A 16,039-nucleotide genomic window follows, 5' to 3' on the forward strand; every position below is an offset into this window, starting at 1 on the left:
AAATTGTATATATAGCTACTTTCGAAATCTTACTTTTCTAATCGGTATGGTTACAGGTTCAAATGAATTCAATCTATTGATCAATGTTATGCTGATTATTGTCCATAGGACGGACCACCCATTATTGCTGACTGTTCTCATATATTTGGTTAAGCTAACGAAAAACAAAATTGTAATCGTTTACATTACAAATAAAAGTATTTATTCTTACTTTCCAAATTTTATCCGGGATAATTTGTTAATAACCGGCATTTTTGCCTGTTATTAACAAAAAAATTACCTTAAAAAGCGGAGAGGCAATTATCATCGCTGATGTAAGCTAGTAGTTAAAAGAAACCGTTTTTTTAATGTCAGGATGTAAGCTGTACATTACCGGGCAGGTATTGGCCGATCTTTCTATGATCTTTTTGTCCTTATCTGAATAGCCATTTGCAGGAAACTGGAAATCCACCACAATCTCGGTCACACGTCTCGGATTTTCCGCCATGACCTTTGTGATCTCGCAAGTTGTACCATCAATATTAAAGCCATGCTCATTGGCTGCAATCCCAACTATCGTTAGCATACAATTACCTAACGACGTAGCCAGCAGATCTGTTGGCGAAAAGGCTGCTCCCTGTCCCTTATTGTCAACAGGGGCATCGGTGATAATTTCATTACCAGAACGCTGGTGTATGGAAGTGGTTCTTAAACCACCATTGTAAGTTATTTTTGAAGTACTCATGAGGTAAAATTAAGTATTATTATTTTACAAACTTTAAGCAAAATCGCTAACTTTAAGTATAAATTAAAGCAAATACCATGAAAAAAATCATCTTTGTTATGCTCATCAGCATGGCTGCACTAACGGCATGTAATACGATGAAACAAAACCAATCTGCCCAGAAATTAACAGGAACATGGGAACTGAATTATATTACAGGTCCAAGAATCGCCTTTAACGGCCTATTTCCTAACGCAAAACCAACCATCAACTTTAAAGAGAACCCTACAGAAGTTAGTGGCAATACCAGTTGTAATGGTTTTAGCTGCAAACTAACCATTGAAGGGAATAAAATGGCCATTTCTGAGCCTGGCCCAATGACCATGAGGTATTGTGAAGGCGGAGGAGAAAAGGTGTTTTTAGATATGCTGAAAAAAGTAAATGCTTATGAAGTGAAAGAAAATACCCTGACCATGCTGGAGGGAGATCTTCCATTGATGCGCTTTACAAAAAAGTAGTTTATCAAGTTTACATCCGGTAAACATTTCATATTTATAAAATTCAAACCCTATTGTGTAACTTTGTGGCATGATCGCATTACCGGTTGTTTCAGAAAATCAAGTACAACGCAAACCAGACTGGCTTAGAGTAAAGCTTCCCGTTGGCAAAGAATATGCACAGGTGCGGAGTCTTGTGGATACCCATAAGCTACATACCATCTGTGAAAGTGGCAATTGCCCCAACATGGGCGAATGCTGGGGCGCGGGAACAGCGACCTTCATGATCCTTGGTAACATCTGTACCAGATCTTGTTCTTTTTGCGCAGTAGCTACAGGCAGGCCATTGGCTGTTGACACAGACGAGCCCAATCGCGTAGCCAACTCCGTGAAACTGATGCAGGTAAAACACTGTGTAATAACCTCTGTTGACAGAGACGACCTGAAAGACGGAGGCTCCATCATCTGGGCAGAAACCTTGCAGGCCATCAGGAGAGAAAGCCCGGAAACTACATTAGAGACGCTAATCCCTGACTTTAAAGGCCAATGGGACAACCTGTACCGCGTTTTAGAAGAACGCCCGGAAGTGATGTCTCACAACGTAGAGACGGTAAGGCGCTTAACGAAACAAGTGCGTATCCAGGCCAAATACGATAGGAGTTTAGAAGCGCTGAAACGCATATCTGAATTTGGGCTCAGAACCAAAACTGGTATCATGCTGGGGCTTGGCGAAACGGAAGATGATGTACTGGAAGCAATGGACGACCTGGTTGCCAATGGGGTACACATTTTAACCCTGGGACAATACCTGCAACCTACACGCAACCATCATCCTGTAGTAGACTGGATCCATCCCGATCAATTTGTCAAATACAAAGAAATCGGACTGGCTAAAGGATTAAGGTATGTAGAGAGTGGCCCGCTTGTCCGTTCCTCTTACCATGCAGAAAAACATCTGTTTGATTTTTAACCAAAACACTTTAACTTTTTCTTTGTTGTTTTTCTGTATATTAGTAAACTATTGGCAACAGCAAAGAAAATATCCCTCTCCGAAGAAGAGCTGGTCAGCGCACTGAAAAGTCGCGACACGATCGCTATCCAAGCCCTGTACGACATGTACTCAGGCGCATTGCTGGGTGTAATCTCCAGGATTGTCATACAAACTGAAGTAGCGGAAGACCTGTTACAAGAAGCGTTCATAAAGATCTGGAATTCTGCAGACGGTTACGACCCGGCGAAAGGGCGTCTGTTTACCTGGATGTTAAACATTGCCCGGAACTTATCCATCGATAAATTAAGATCAAAAGATTTTAAAAATGCAGGGAAAAACCAGGATATAGAAAATAACGTAGATTTCATTGATGCACAAAAAGAAGTTACTTTTAATGCAGATACTTTGGGCGTAAAAGACATGGTCAATGCATTAAAACCAGAGTTTAATGCGGTTTTGAACATGGTGTATTTTAAGGGATATACGCATATAGAGGCGGCAGAAGAATTAAATTTGCCATTAGGCACCGTAAAAACACGGATCCGGATGGCTATTATGGAATTAAGAAAGAATTTTAATTAGGTGGAAGAAGGAAAAGCATATATAGAATCCGGCATACTTGAGCTTTATGTTCTTGGACAGTTAACTGTTCAGGAACAACAGGAAGTTGAAGCAATGGCAGCTAAATATCCTGAGGTGAAACAGGAAATTGAAGCTATCGAAATGGCTATGGAACAATATGCCTTAAATCATGCGGTTGAACCAAGTACAGGTCTGAAGGAGAAAATCCTGGATCAGATACAACCGCAGCAGCCTGCTAAAGAAAGTATGGTAGTACCCCTGCACACCAGCACATACGAATCAAAAATACGGACTTTACGCATCGCCCTTGTTGCCTGTATTGCCCTGTTGGTAATCAGCGTAGTCGCTTTGTTCTCTGCCCGTACAGAGCTGGGTGCCGCCAAAAGTGAAATCCTGGCACTTAACCTCGATAAAGAAAAATTTGCGGCTACTGTAAGTCACCTTGAAGAACACAATACAGATCTTCAAAAAATTGCCGACATGCCGAACGATCCGGACTGGAAAATAGTAAAACTTGCAGGTACAGCCATGGATCCTAAAGCCAAAATGATAGTTTATTGGCACAAAAGTGGTCAGCATGTGATGGTAGACAACTCTAAACTGGCGCTTCCGGCAAATGACCAGGCCCACCAATACCAGCTTTGGGCCTTAGTAAATGGCAAACCAGTTGACCTGGGTGTATTTGATGTAAAAGCAGACAGTACACATATCCTGCTTAAAATGAAAGAAATCACCGGTGCCCAGGCTTTCGCGGTAACACTCGAAAAACGTGGTGGAAATGCAGTACCTACTATGGATCAAATGATCGTAATGGGCGGGGTTCCTATTTAACAGGATTTAAAAAACGCTTAACCGTTACCGGAATCTCCACAGCCAATTGCGAAGCTGTAATGTTGCAATGATTTTCAGCAAGTTCATCGCCGGCCTTACCATGAAAATAACAGCCCAATATGGCTGCTGCTTTTGCACTATAGCCCTGGGCCACGTAAGCAGCAATCATGCCGGTCAGCACATCACCCATTCCACCCTGTGCCATAGCCGGGTTTCCGGTAGGATTGATCAGCACATCGCCTTGCTGATCAATGATAAAAGTATATTGGTTTTTTAGCACAATAACAGCACCCAGCTTTTTTGCCATTATCCGGCCAGTCTGCAGTCGCTCCCACCAACTTTTATGCTTCCCAAACAGGTTGTCAAACTCCTTTAAATGAGGGGTAAAGATGGAATCCTTAGCCAGGTGAAAAAGCAGGTCTTCTCTTTTCGAAAGGATATTTAAAGCATCTGCATCAGCAATGACGGGCAGCTTTAAAACCATCAGCTCTTCTACAAGACATACCGCTTCAAGCAGTTTACCTAAACCTGGTCCAATCGCAATGGCATTGTATTTTTTTAAGGATTTGATGTTGACCAGGTGCTTCCTGTCCAGGTATATGACTTCAGGGAGCACAGTATTCAATGCAGTTAGTCCGGTTTCGGGGACAGCCGCTGTAGTTAAGCCTGCACCGGCATACAAACAACCACTTGCACAGAGCAGTGCAGCCCCCATCGTTTTAGTCTCTCCGGCAATAATCAATGCATGTCCGTAAGTGCCCTTATGAGAAAAAGCTTTTCTTGGCTTCAGAATCGCTTTAATATCCGCATCGCCAATTAATTTATAAGGCGAACTTTCGGCTTCCGTCCCCAGCTTGTCCAGTCCTTCATCTACAACCTGCAATTTGCTTGAAGCATCAGAATCGGGCAGAAAAGTACTTAGAAAGACTGCCATAATATTTTATTTACAGGCCCATTTCCTTTTTCAGGAATTTGCCGGTTAAGCTGATCGGATTCTGGATCAGGCCTTCAGGAGTTCCTTCAAAGATGATCCTGCCACCTCCGGCACCACCTTCTTCACCCAGATCTATCACCCAATCGGCCACTTTTACCACATCCAGGTTATGCTCAATAACCAGTACGGTGTTTCCCCGTTCTACCAGTTGATTCAGCACACCCAGCAATACATTTATATCCTCAAAATGCAGGCCAGTTGTAGGCTCATCCAAAATATAAAAAGTCCGTCCCGTATCTTTCTTGGAAAGTTCGGTTGCCAGTTTAACCCTTTGGGCTTCCCCTCCGGATAAAGTAGTAGAAGATTGCCCCAGGGTAATGTACCCAAGCCCCACATCCTGAAGTGTTTTGATCTTGCGGTAAATAGCCGGCATGTTTTCAAAAAATCCACAAGCCTCTTCTATGCTCATGTCCAGCACATCACTGATCGATTTACCCCTGTAGCGTACCTCCAGTGTTTCCCGGTTGTACCGCTTACCCTGACATTCTTCACACGGCACCTGAACATCGGGCAGGAAATTCATTTCAATAACCTTCATGCCGCCACCCTGACAGGTTTCACAGCGTCCGCCCTTCACATTAAAAGAAAACCGGCCCGGTTTATAACCCCGTATCTTAGCTTCGGGCAATTGAACATATAAATTCCTGATGTCTGAGAACACCCCGGTATACGTAGAAGGGTTTGACCTTGGTGTACGGCCAATAGGTGCCTGGTCTATCTCAATTACTTTATCTATTTCTTTTAAACCATTGATCTTTTCATAAGGCAAAGGATGTTTCTTGGCCCTGAAAAAATGATGGTTTAAAATGGGGTATAAGGTTTCCGTAATTAAACTCGACTTACCGCTACCCGATACACCAGTTACCGTTATGAACTTACCCAAAGGAAAATCAACAGAAACATCTTTCAGATTGTGTCCGCTTGCTTTGATGATGGAAAGCTTATGTCCGGTACCCTTTCTGCGTTTTTTTGGAACTTCTATACCTTTTTTACCATTCAGATAGGCAGCTGTAAGCGTATCAGATTTTAAAATCTCGGCTGGTGTACCTTGTGCAACAATCTGTCCGCCATGCACACCCGCCGCCGGGCCAACATCTATCACATGGTCGGCTTCCAGGATCATATCCTTATCATGCTCCACCACCAGTACTGTATTACCCAGATCCCGCAGGTTTTTTAGCGCGCCTATTAAACGCTCGTTGTCACGCTGGTGCAAACCGATACTCGGCTCATCGAGGATATACATCACGTTCATCAGCTGCGAGCCGATCTGTGTTGCCAGCCTGATCCGCTGTGCCTCACCTCCCGAAAGGGTGCGTGCTGTACGATCTAAGGACAAATAGTTAAGTCCAACATCACTCAGAAAGCCCAGCCTGGACCTGATCTCTTTTAAGATTTCCTTAGCTATCGTATTTTGTCTTTCCGTCAACCTGTTTTCCAGATCTACATACCATTCTTTGATGCTGCTGATGTCCATCTCGGCCAGTTCAAAGATGTTCTTACCGTCAATTTTAAAATGCAGACTTTCCTTCTTTAAGCGTGCTCCGTTACATACGGGACAGGTTTTAAGTTTCCTGAAAGCCTCCATATCATCTACCGCTCCTTCACCTTTACGCTCCTGCTGTTCTTCTAACAGCTTAACAATGCCATCAAAAGTGATCTGGTAATTTTGCACATTCCATTTGTTGTATTCAACAGCTACAGAAATCAGCTCATGAGAGCCATTTAAAATGATGTTGATGATGTCATCACCCAATTTCTCAATCGGGGTAGACAAAGAAAAATTGTATTTCTTGGCCAATGCTTTCAATACCTGGAACATCCAGATGTCGCGGTATTCACCCAATGGGGCCAATCCGCCGTTCATAATACTCAGCTTAGGGTTGGGCATTACCGATTCCTTGTCTACCACAAAGATATAACCCAGGCCGTCACAGTTTTCGCATGCCCCATAAGGAGAGTTGAAAGAGAAACTATTCGGCTGGGGCTCATCATAAGAAATACCTGTTGTAGGGCACATCAGGAAACGGCTGAAATGTGATACATTATTATCCTTGTCGCTGATCTTGATGATCCCTTTACCCAGTCGCATCGCTGTTTGCAAGGAATCCTGTAAACGCTTTACGTCTTTCAGGTCGATGATCAGACGGTCTACCACAATCTCAATGTCATGGATCTTATACCGGTCTACCTGCATTTTTGGCGTAATGTCCTGGATATCCCCGTCAATACGCACTTTGACATAACCTTGTTTACGGATCTGCTCAAACAACTCCCTGTAATGTCCTTTACGCCCTTTTACCACAGGAGCAAGGATATTTACCGGCATGTTGCCATACTTATTGAATATATTTTCAAGAATCTGGTTTTCGCTCATGCGCTCCATCTTCTCGCCGGTGTTATACGAGAAAGCATCGGCCGTACGTGCATACAGCAAACGCATGAAATCATAGATCTCGGTAATGGTACCCACCGTAGAGCGGGGATTTTTACTGGTTGTTTTTTGTTCTATGGCAATAACCGGGCTTAAACCAGATACTTTGTCTACATCGGGTCTTTCCATCCCACCCATAAACTGCCTGGAATAAGCGCTAAAAGTTTCCATATACCTGCGCTGCCCCTCGGCATAAATGGTATCGAAAGCCAGCGAAGATTTACCGCTGCCGCTTAAACCAGTAATTACTACCAGTTTATTCCGGGGAAAAGAAACATCTATATTTTTAAGGTTATGCACCCTGGCCCCATACACTTCAACATCTTTTTGCTCGCCAAGGTCAACAGTATTTTTGCTCATATTTATTTAAAAATGATATGGATTCTATACGTTTAAGATCATATTTTTTTACGGCACAAAATTGCTAAAAATTTTATCAAAATAATGGCGCAAAACTAAAAATTACATTAACCATGTTATCAAGCCTACCAAACCAGCGTAGTCCCGTCTTCTGTAGGGTGACCGGTACAAACCAGTACCCTTCCAGCCGCAATTTCATCATCCATCAGCACCTCATTATAGTCCATTTCCACGCCTCCTTTAATACAGTTTGCTGTGCAGGTGCTACAGATCCCCGCATGACAGCTATAAGGCAGCTTAATGTGCGCTGCCAAAGCAGCATCTAAAATGGTTTGGTTATAAGGAACATTTAAGCGGTAAATATTGTTCTTAAAATTCAATATCACCGAATAAGTATGGGTATGTTTCACTTTCTTTTCGGTTGCATCATCTTCATCCAGTTCATCTTCAGGCAACACAAAGGTCTCCCTTTTGATCTGGCTTTGGTCAAACCCTAAATTGAGCAGGGTAATGCGGCAAACATCCATGTAATCGACCGGCCCGCAAGTATACAGCAAGGTATCTTTTTGATCAAACTCCAGATTTTCTTTAACCAGGCGTTCAATTAGGGGGCCGTTTAAGCGGGCCATGAGCAGGTTTTGCGACTGGCTAAACACATACACGATTTTAAAACGCTCCGGGTATTTTTCCTGCCAGCTGTTTAATTCCTTATAAAACAAGGCCTGATCAGCTGAGCGGTTGCTATAAATGAGGATAACCTTGCTGTATTGCTCCCGGATGAGTGCAGTTTTAACGATGGCATACAAAGGAGTGATGCCCACACCCGCAGCAAAAAGGAATACCGTTCTTTTTAGCTGGTTTTCAGGCATATAACTAAACCGCCCATTGGGTTCAACAGCAGTTAGCACATCTCCTACCGCCGTTTTATGGTGCAAGAGCCTGGATATCTCCCCATTTTCCACGCGTTTTATAGCGATGGAAAGCGGTTCGTCCACATCCGGAGAACTGCACAGCGAGTAAGACCTTCTCAGCTCCTTTCCATTTACTTTAAAAACCAGGGTTAAAAACTGGCCAGCAAGATATATTGGTTTCGGCCCGTCTACAGGCTCAAAACTAATAATCAGTGTTTCACCAGGGCAAAATGTCATTTCAGTAATGCGCAGTTGTATCAATACCATAGGCTGGTAAAAATAATAAAAAAAGCGTTCAGAAACCCAGGAGTCTCTGAACGCTTATAAAGCTTACAAAAAGTATAAATTACCTGATCACTTTTGGCCAGCCATTAACGTATTCAATTTTATTGATCAGCATCAGTCTGTCTGCGCCAATTGCTTTTCCGGTAGTCTGGTTAACAGGCAAAGCATGATAAGCGATGTATGCAGTTCCATTCCCATCACGGAAAATGGAATTGTGCCCTGTTGCCATCCATTTCGAATCTTTTTCAAGGATTACACTGCTACCTGTACCATTGGCTTCCCCATATCGTTCAAAGGGTCCAAAAGCATCGTCAGAACGGGCAACCAGTACCGCATAACTGGCACCTACCCCACAGCAATTGTCACCAGAGTAATACATATAATACTTACCATCCTGATAATCTACCCATGCCCCTTCTACCAAACGGTCATATTTTGCTTCCTTGCTAGTTGGGATCACATCCTTTGGCACACTGCCCGGCAGCAAAGATTTCCAATCGTCACTCAGTTCCTGAACTTTAATTGGCTTTTCTGCAGAACCCCAGTACATTAATTTCTTATTTGTTTTCGGATCAACAAATACAAATGGGTCAATGATAGCAAAACCTGGCCCACTGATGATCGGCGCACCAGAATCTACAAAGGGGCCTTCCGGCTTGCTCGAAAAAGCAACACCAATACATTTACCCGTATTGAGACCGAATTCACCAGAGTAAAACATGACATATTTATTCAGTTTGCCATCAAAAAGTACATGTGGCGCCCAAAAATCCTTCGTGGCCCAATCTGGCTTCCCCGGTAATGCATCTCCCGCTACCCTCCAGGTCTTTAAATCTGTAGATACTGCTACAGGAATGTTATAGCTCTTGTTTTTGTAATAAGTATTAGTGGCATAGGCATAATAATTATCGCCCACCTTGATCACCGTTGGATCAGGGAAATTCATATTCAGCATTGGGTTAACAATACCCTTGTCCTTTTTCTCTTTCCCAGCCTTTTTATTGTTACTACAGCTCCAGACAAGTAAAGGGGAACACAACAACAGCAACAGAAGCAGTTTACATCTCATCATCATATTGTTTAAGTTTTTCTGATGCGGTCTATTTTACTTTCCCGTTAGTGATTTGATCAGATCGACCTCATCCTTCTTATAAGGTGTTCCATCGGGATTAAAGATATCATGGAACCAGACCATTGGTTCCTTGCCATCAGGCATAGGGGTGTCCCAGGCATATTTGGTATTGGTTTTACCCGCCACCAGGCCCCAGTTATATGCACCAATATTTTCCTTTTTAAGCAATGGCATAATGTTACTGAAAAAACTTCCCCTCGTTCTGGCCATATATTCTGTACAGATCAGTGGTCGTTTAGATACACTTCTGAGGGTATCAATCCAAAACTGGTGGTCTTTCGTGTCGCCATAATTGTGATAGGTAGTGACATCAGAATTCTGGATCTGGTAATCAGAAAGCTCTTTCAGGTCACGCTTCCATACCCCCACAGATAGTGGCTGGCTAGGATCAACGGTACGTCCCCATTCAAATACCTTTTTAAGCAGGTCCATGCTTTTATTGCCATAGCCTGAATTGCCAGGTTCATTGTACAGGTCCCACAGCACAATACGCTTGTCATCCTTAAAAGTTGTCAGCATGTCTTTTACATAGGTTTCCAGTGTATCCACCAGTTTGGGATCCTGATGATAAAGATCTCCCGGATCCCTTACCCATCCCGAATTGTGGATACCAGGCTTAGGCGCAGGCTGTGTCCCTGTTTTATAGGTTGGGTTCCAGCAATCGTCAAAAAGTACAAACAGAGTAGAAATGTGGTGTTTATCGGCAATATCCAGATAGGCTTTTACTCTTTCTTTAAAACCTTTCCGGTCTTGCTGCCAGGCAGCATGATGCAGATATACCCGCATAGAATTCATTCCTATCCCTTCTGCAAATCCCAGTTCCCGATCTATTGTAGCCGCATCAAAAGTTTCTTTTTGCCACATTTCCAGCTGGTTGATAGCAGTGCTGGGAATAAAGTCAGCACCTCGCAGCCAGCCCCATTGCTCATACCATTTATTAGCTTTTTCTACTGTCCATATTTCTCTGGGTTTCTGGTTGGTTTGTCCGGTTTGCTTTTGTGTACAGGACTGAAACATCAGGGCAAGTACCAGCAGCGATAGATAGGTTTTTAAGTCTTTCATTGTTTGTGATTGTTATTTATTCTCGGTTATTATTTTCTAATTATAACAGTTCAATATCCGCTACTACACGTCCTTTGATCATCCAGACCTTTCGTATCCACGGAATAAGCTTGCTTTAACATTGGGGCCATCAATCCAATTTTCCAGTAATAGCAAACAGGCAAACGGATGATCCGCCAGTTTTAATGCATCAGGATTGGCCATGCTGACAACCTTTATACCAGATGCAATTAAAGCCAATGCGGACCAGCACGTCTACCTGGCCACTTTTAATACTCCCCACCTTCCGGATGTCCGGATGCACAGGATTGTCTATTTGTTAATGGTGCTAATAGAAGAATTAATATTTGCTCCTGCTGATCAAATGTTGTACAATTTGTATCAAAAATGCATCTATTATCGGTCTAATCAAGCAACTGATACATTTTATATTCGTTTATCAAAGTTTTAGAACTATCTTTAGGATAACCACAACAAACCGGATATGTACACCAAACCAGCCAAACTATTCCTTGTATTTTTTTTGCTGTTCCGCGTGGTAAGCATTGGTTACAGCCAGTCGTACTCCTTCAGGCACTACCAGGTAGAAAACGGGCTATCTTACAACTCCGTGATCTGCAGTTTACAAGACAAGAAAGGATTTTTGTGGTTTGGAACAAAAGATGGCTTAAACAGATTTGACGGCTATACTTTCAAAATATTTAGAAATGATCCCGATAATCCGAAAAGCATAGGCAACAATTTTATCCACAGCCTGTATGAAGATAAAAACCAGACCATCTGGATTGGCACACTTACCGGGCTCTATAAGTACGATCCACTTAAAGAAAGTTTTAGCCTGATTCCCGCTTCAAAAGGATATGACATCAGAGATGTAAGTGCAGACAGCCGCGGAAATATATGGTATATAACAGGCTTGTTCCTTTCCCGCTATAATGAAAAAACAAAGCAGAACATCACATACAGGAACAAAGCACATACCGGTACAACCTCCATCAGCATCAGTGAAAAAGACGATATCTGGGTGTCATCAGCTGATGGTTTCATCCAAAGATACCAGCCGGCAACCGACTCATTTATTAGTTATAAGGTATTTGACAAATCCAAACCGGCCATCTCCCAGTGGATAGAAAAAGTATATCATACCAATAAAGGATATCTACTGGTCGGGACTTCAAATCAGGGAATAAAAGTATTTGATATCCATACGTTGTCCTACCGGGACCTGTTAACCTCTAATCCTGACAACACTGCCATCTATGTAAGGGATTTTATGGATATAGGAAATGATAGCTACTGGATAGCGACAGAATCAGGATTGTTCATTTATGATATGAAGACAGGTAAATATAAAAACCTGCGCAATAAATTCAACGATCCGTATTCTATTTCAGATAATGCAGTCTATACCTTGTGTAAAGACAAAGAAGGCGGGATTTTTGTAGGAACATATTTCGGGGGCGTAAACTATTATGCAAAGGAATTTACCTCCTTTGATAAATTTTTCCCACAAGCTTCCGGCAATAGTCTAAGCGGCTATGCGGTTAAAGAAATATGCAGTGACAAATATGGGAACCTCTGGATTGGCACAGAAGACGCCGGCTTAAATAGGCTAAATGCTAAAACCGGGGTATTTGAACATTTTAAACCAGGTGGAGGCAAAACCAGCATTAGCCATACCAATATTCACGGATTGCTGGCTACAGATGATGAACTTTGGGTGGGAACTTTTGAACGTGGACTGGACGTTATAGACATCAATACCTTAAAAGTGATCAGGCATTACCAGATAGGAAGTAAGCCCAACCAGTTAAAAAGCAATTTTATTGAATCCATATTAAAAACCCGTTCAGGAGACATACTGCTTGGCAGTTCTTATGGACTGTACAGATATAATAAACATAGCGATGACTTTAGCCTGCTAAATGAAGTGCCGGGAAATGTCCATTACCAATATTTAATGGAAGACAATTCCGGCAATATCTGGGCAGGCTCATTAAGGGATGGCCTGTATGTTTATAATGATGGCGACAAAAGATCCACTTCCTATAAGTTCGAAGAAAATAATACCAAAAGCCTGAGCAGCAATGCCATCAATAGCATTTTCCAGGACAGCAAAGGTAACATCTGGGTTGCAACAGAAAATGGTCTCAACCGCTTTAATGAAAAAGACAAAAGTTTTGCCAGGTATACTACCAAAAATGGCTTCCAAACCAATGTTTTCTACAGGATCCTGGAAGACCAAAAGCAGCACTTATGGATCAGTACCTCACGTGGGCTTGTCAACTTTAGTCCGGATGAAAAACTAACATTGTATACCAGGTCTAATGGCTTGCTTAGCGATCAGTTCAATTACAGTTCGGCGTTTATGGATAAGAATGGGCGGATGTATTTTGGAAGTGTAAAAGGGATGATCAGCTTTCTGCCAGATCAGTTCAGGAAAAACCAGTTTGTTCCGCCAATTTACATTACCGGCTTCCAGGTGTACAACAAAGAACTGCAAATCGGTCAAAAGAATTCAGCCTTAACCCAATCCATCAATTTTACCAGGCAGCTGAACCTTGCACACCATCAATCCACATTTAGCATTGATTTTGCTGCCTTAGGGTTTACAGCCCCGGATATGACAGAATACATGTACACCATGGAAGGCCTGGACAAAAGCTGGACCTATCTTAAGACCAACAGAAAAGTATATTTTACCAATCTAGCTCCGGGTACGTATACATTTAAAGTTAAAGCGACCAACAGTAGTGGTATCTGGAATCCTTATGTGGCCAGCCTTAAAATCGTCATCAATCCTCCTTGCTGGGCAAGTTCAATAGCCTACCTGCTCTACTTCCTCATTATGGTAAGTGCCATATATTACGGGATAAAATATTACCATCAGCGGATCAGCGATAGAAATAAAAGAAAGATCGAGCGCTGGGAATCTAAAAAGGAGACGGAGCTTTACCAGGCTAAAATCGAATTTTTCACTTATGTTACCCACGAAATCAAAACACCCCTAACCCTGATCAAAGGTCCTTTGGAGGAAGTGATCCGCCATGCGGAAGCTATGCCCCAGCTCAAAGAGAACCTGACGACCATGGAAAAAAATACCAATCGCCTGATAGAACTGACCGATCAACTCCTGGGCTTCAGAAAAACGGAGATCAAAGGCTTTAACCTCAGTTTTGTAAATGTAAACATCAACGACATCCTGAAAGAGAACTGTTCCAGGTTCAAAACAGCCATTGAACATAAAAAACTGGAATTAACTGTAGATTTACCAGAGGTACCCCTCTACGCCTATGCCGACCCCGAAGCACTAAATAAGATATTCAGCAACCTGATCGACAATGCGGTAAAATACTCCAGAAACGAAATTTCGGTACAGCTGGTCACTTTTAAGCATAACTTTGTGATCACCGTAACCAGTGACGGCAAAGTTATTCCAGAAAATTTCCAGGAAAAGATCTTCGAACCCTTCTTCAGGATGACCAGTGCAGGATCGGAAAGAGGAACAGGAATTGGCCTTCCCCTGGCCCGCTCCCTTACCGAACTGCATGAGGGCAGCTTGCAACTTAAAAATGAGGACAAAAAACACAATACCTTTGTATTGACCCTGCCCATACGCCATGAACAAGAATTCAAAGTCAGTTTAACAGAAACAAACCCCATTGCAAAAAGCATCACACAAAAAAAAGATGCCGTAAATTGCCCTACCATTTTAGTAGTAGAAGACAATACAGAGATCCGTACCTTCATTGCAGATAAACTGGCTAAAAATTTTGTAGTATTACAAGCCCGAAACGGACAGGAAGCCCTGGACATTTTAAAAGGAAAAAGTGCCCATCTGATCATCAGCGATATCATGATGCCGGTTTTAGATGGAATAGCATTGTGCAGGGCAGTGAAGGAGAACCTGGAATATGCACATATACCGATCATCCTGCTCACCGCAAAAAATACTTTACAGTCTAAAATAGAAGGCCTGGAGGTTGGTGCCGATGCCTACCTGGAAAAACCATTCTCTCCGGATCATTTGTTAACCCAGGTTTCAAATTTACTGGAAGGCCGGGATAAAATTAAAAACTACTTTGCAAGTTCTCCGCTGGTACACATCAAGAGTATGGCCTATAATAAAGCAGATGAGGCTTTTCTGGAAACGCTTTATGAAGCCATACATAAAAACCTGGACAACAAATCGCTGGATGTAGACCAGCTGGCAGATGTCATGCACATGAGCAGGCCAACACTGTACCGGAAAATCAAGGCCATTTCCAATCTTTCACCGCACGAGCTCATCAACATTACCCGGCTTAAGCGGGCTGCCGAACTGCTGGCCGAAGGCAACCATAAAATTCTGAAGATCGCTTCCATGACGGGCTTTAGTTCTCAGGCGCAATTTGGAAGATCCTTTCTTAAACAGTTTGGCATGACACCTTCTGAATATGCTGCATCGAAGCAGTTGATAAAAACTGATTAATATTTAACCTAATTAAATGAGAAGATAGCTGTTGAAAAATAAAGCATTAAAGGAAATTATTAGCTATGATTATAAGGTTAAGATTTTCTGGCGTGTTTTTGTGTCTTTATTTATTTTGCATTCCTTATAAGATTTACTTTATCGTAAATAAACGCACCAGATAAAATCCAACTATAATAACCGTAATCCCAATATAAACCCAAAGCTTTGCCTGCTCTTTCTTGATTTTACTTTCCTGTTTTACTTCCTGCTCTGCTTCTGCTTTCAACTGTCCGGATCTAGCCAGATCAACTTGTTCCTTAATATGCGTATTCCGATGATATTGACCCCCTCATTCCGGGGCAAAGTGACCGATAAATCGGTTGCCGGGGGTGGTATGAAAAGTTACTTCCTCTTTAACTAATATAACCAATTCCCTTCAACCTGCCGAACTACCTTCTCTTAATCCTTCAAATTTCCTTCAGCTTTATCCAGGGCCAGTTTTAGAACCAGGACCAGGCGCTTTAAACGCTTTTTGCTGGACTCTAACCTGATGACCTCAAATAAGACGATTTAAGCTATCCCAAATCTGCCTCCTGATACAGAGCTCAGCTTAGGTTGTATCGGCGAGCCTAAGGGCTTAAAAATGCCTGAAATCGCAAACTGATTTTCGAGAAAGATGATGGTAAAAACGTGGTTCTGGCTATCAAAATGGTCACTTTGCCCCGGAATGAGGGGGTCAATATGGTGCGGAATGGGGTGTCAGTTTAAATGCGGAATCCGTGCTCATTTTACCCGGAATACCCA

12 protein-coding genes are annotated in these 16,039 nt (G+C 42.5%); 5 read left to right on the forward strand and 7 right to left on the reverse strand.

From position 1 onward, the window contains the following. Nucleotides 1-319 precede the first annotated feature (319 nt). Nucleotides 320-724 (reverse strand): OsmC family protein, encoded by a 405-nt coding sequence (locus tag R2Q85_RS17420; protein WP_316813065.1) that lies wholly within the window; start codon nucleotides 722-724, stop codon nucleotides 320-322. Nucleotides 725-801: 77 nt separating this feature from the next. Between R2Q85_RS17420 and R2Q85_RS17425 the strand changes: the two genes are divergently transcribed. From R2Q85_RS17425 to R2Q85_RS17440, 4 genes are all read left to right on the forward strand, one after another. Continuing rightward, entirely contained in the window at nucleotides 802-1,221 is a 420-nt protein-coding gene (locus R2Q85_RS17425; RefSeq protein ID WP_316813066.1) for an META domain-containing protein, read from the forward strand. Nucleotides 1,222-1,291: 70 nt separating this feature from the next. Next, a complete protein-coding gene (gene lipA / locus R2Q85_RS17430) occupies nucleotides 1,292-2,170 on the forward strand; it encodes a lipoyl synthase (protein WP_316813067.1) in 879 nt (292 codons plus the stop codon). A gap of 51 nt (nucleotides 2,171-2,221) precedes the next feature. Further along, nucleotides 2,222-2,773: an RNA polymerase sigma factor gene (locus tag R2Q85_RS17435; RefSeq protein WP_316813068.1), complete on the forward strand. Its 552-nt coding sequence runs from the start codon at nucleotides 2,222-2,224 to the stop codon at nucleotides 2,771-2,773. Beyond that, nucleotides 2,774-3,604: an anti-sigma factor gene (locus R2Q85_RS17440; protein WP_316813069.1), complete on the forward strand. Its 831-nt coding sequence runs from the start codon at nucleotides 2,774-2,776 to the stop codon at nucleotides 3,602-3,604. Here R2Q85_RS17440 and R2Q85_RS17445 read toward each other — a convergent pair. The 5 genes from R2Q85_RS17445 to R2Q85_RS17465 form a co-directional block, all read right to left on the reverse strand. After that, the gene (locus R2Q85_RS17445) at nucleotides 3,597-4,538 is read right to left on the reverse strand and encodes an NAD(P)H-hydrate dehydratase (RefSeq protein WP_316813070.1); all 942 of its coding nucleotides are present in this window, start codon (nucleotides 4,536-4,538) and stop codon (nucleotides 3,597-3,599) included. The genes R2Q85_RS17440 and R2Q85_RS17445 overlap by 8 nt on opposite strands. Before the next feature lie 10 nt (nucleotides 4,539-4,548). Next, nucleotides 4,549-7,392, reverse strand: a complete 2,844-nt coding sequence (gene uvrA / locus R2Q85_RS17450; protein WP_316813071.1) for an excinuclease ABC subunit UvrA — start codon at nucleotides 7,390-7,392, stop codon at nucleotides 4,549-4,551. 125 nt (nucleotides 7,393-7,517) lie between these two features. Then, nucleotides 7,518-8,570: a 2Fe-2S iron-sulfur cluster-binding protein gene (locus R2Q85_RS17455; RefSeq protein ID WP_316813072.1), complete on the reverse strand. Its 1,053-nt coding sequence runs from the start codon at nucleotides 8,568-8,570 to the stop codon at nucleotides 7,518-7,520. Between the two features lie 79 nt (nucleotides 8,571-8,649). After that, nucleotides 8,650-9,663 (reverse strand): glycoside hydrolase family 43 protein, encoded by a 1,014-nt coding sequence (locus tag R2Q85_RS17460; protein ID WP_316813073.1) that lies wholly within the window; start codon nucleotides 9,661-9,663, stop codon nucleotides 8,650-8,652. A gap of 30 nt (nucleotides 9,664-9,693) precedes the next feature. Continuing rightward, nucleotides 9,694-10,782 (reverse strand): glycoside hydrolase family 2 TIM barrel-domain containing protein, encoded by a 1,089-nt coding sequence (locus R2Q85_RS17465; RefSeq protein ID WP_316813074.1) that lies wholly within the window; start codon nucleotides 10,780-10,782, stop codon nucleotides 9,694-9,696. 484 nt (nucleotides 10,783-11,266) lie between these two features. On the opposite strand from R2Q85_RS17465, the gene R2Q85_RS17470 reads away from it, so the two are divergent. Further along, nucleotides 11,267-15,253 carry a two-component regulator propeller domain-containing protein gene (locus R2Q85_RS17470; protein ID WP_316813075.1) on the forward strand — a complete coding sequence of 1,329 codons (3,987 nt, stop codon included), beginning with the start codon at nucleotides 11,267-11,269 and terminating at the stop codon, nucleotides 15,251-15,253. A 133-nt stretch (nucleotides 15,254-15,386) separates the two neighbouring features. Here the strand turns inward: R2Q85_RS17470 and R2Q85_RS17475 are convergent, their stop codons facing one another. Then, on the reverse strand, nucleotides 15,387-15,521 hold the full coding sequence (locus R2Q85_RS17475; RefSeq protein ID WP_316813076.1) for a hypothetical protein: 135 nt from the start codon (nucleotides 15,519-15,521) through the stop codon (nucleotides 15,387-15,389). Nucleotides 15,522-16,039 lie beyond the last annotated feature (518 nt).

Origin of the sequence: Pedobacter heparinus, assembly GCF_032678725.1 — a bacterium.
Taxonomy (GTDB): domain Bacteria; phylum Bacteroidota; class Bacteroidia; order Sphingobacteriales; family Sphingobacteriaceae; genus Pedobacter; species Pedobacter heparinus_A.

Bases quoted from the DNA above. Each gene is read 5' to 3' on its own strand.
- R2Q85_RS17465 (WP_316813074.1), bottom strand. From the start codon at position 10,782: ATGAAAGACTTAAAAACCTATCTATCGCTGCTGGTACTTGCCCTGATG.
- lipA (WP_316813067.1), top strand. From the start codon at position 1,292: ATGATCGCATTACCGGTTGTTTCAGAAAATCAAGTACAACGCAAACCA.
- R2Q85_RS17420 (WP_316813065.1), bottom strand. From the start codon at position 724: ATGAGTACTTCAAAAATAACTTACAATGGTGGTTTAAGAACCACTTCC.
- R2Q85_RS17445 (WP_316813070.1), bottom strand. From the start codon at position 4,538: ATGGCAGTCTTTCTAAGTACTTTTCTGCCCGATTCTGATGCTTCAAGC.
- R2Q85_RS17460 (WP_316813073.1), bottom strand. From the start codon at position 9,663: ATGATGATGAGATGTAAACTGCTTCTGTTGCTGTTGTTGTGTTCCCCT.
- R2Q85_RS17470 (WP_316813075.1), top strand. From the start codon at position 11,267: ATGTACACCAAACCAGCCAAACTATTCCTTGTATTTTTTTTGCTGTTC.
- uvrA (WP_316813071.1), bottom strand. From the start codon at position 7,392: ATGAGCAAAAATACTGTTGACCTTGGCGAGCAAAAAGATGTTGAAGTG.
- R2Q85_RS17455 (WP_316813072.1), bottom strand. From the start codon at position 8,570: ATGGTATTGATACAACTGCGCATTACTGAAATGACATTTTGCCCTGGT.
- R2Q85_RS17425 (WP_316813066.1), top strand. From the start codon at position 802: ATGAAAAAAATCATCTTTGTTATGCTCATCAGCATGGCTGCACTAACG.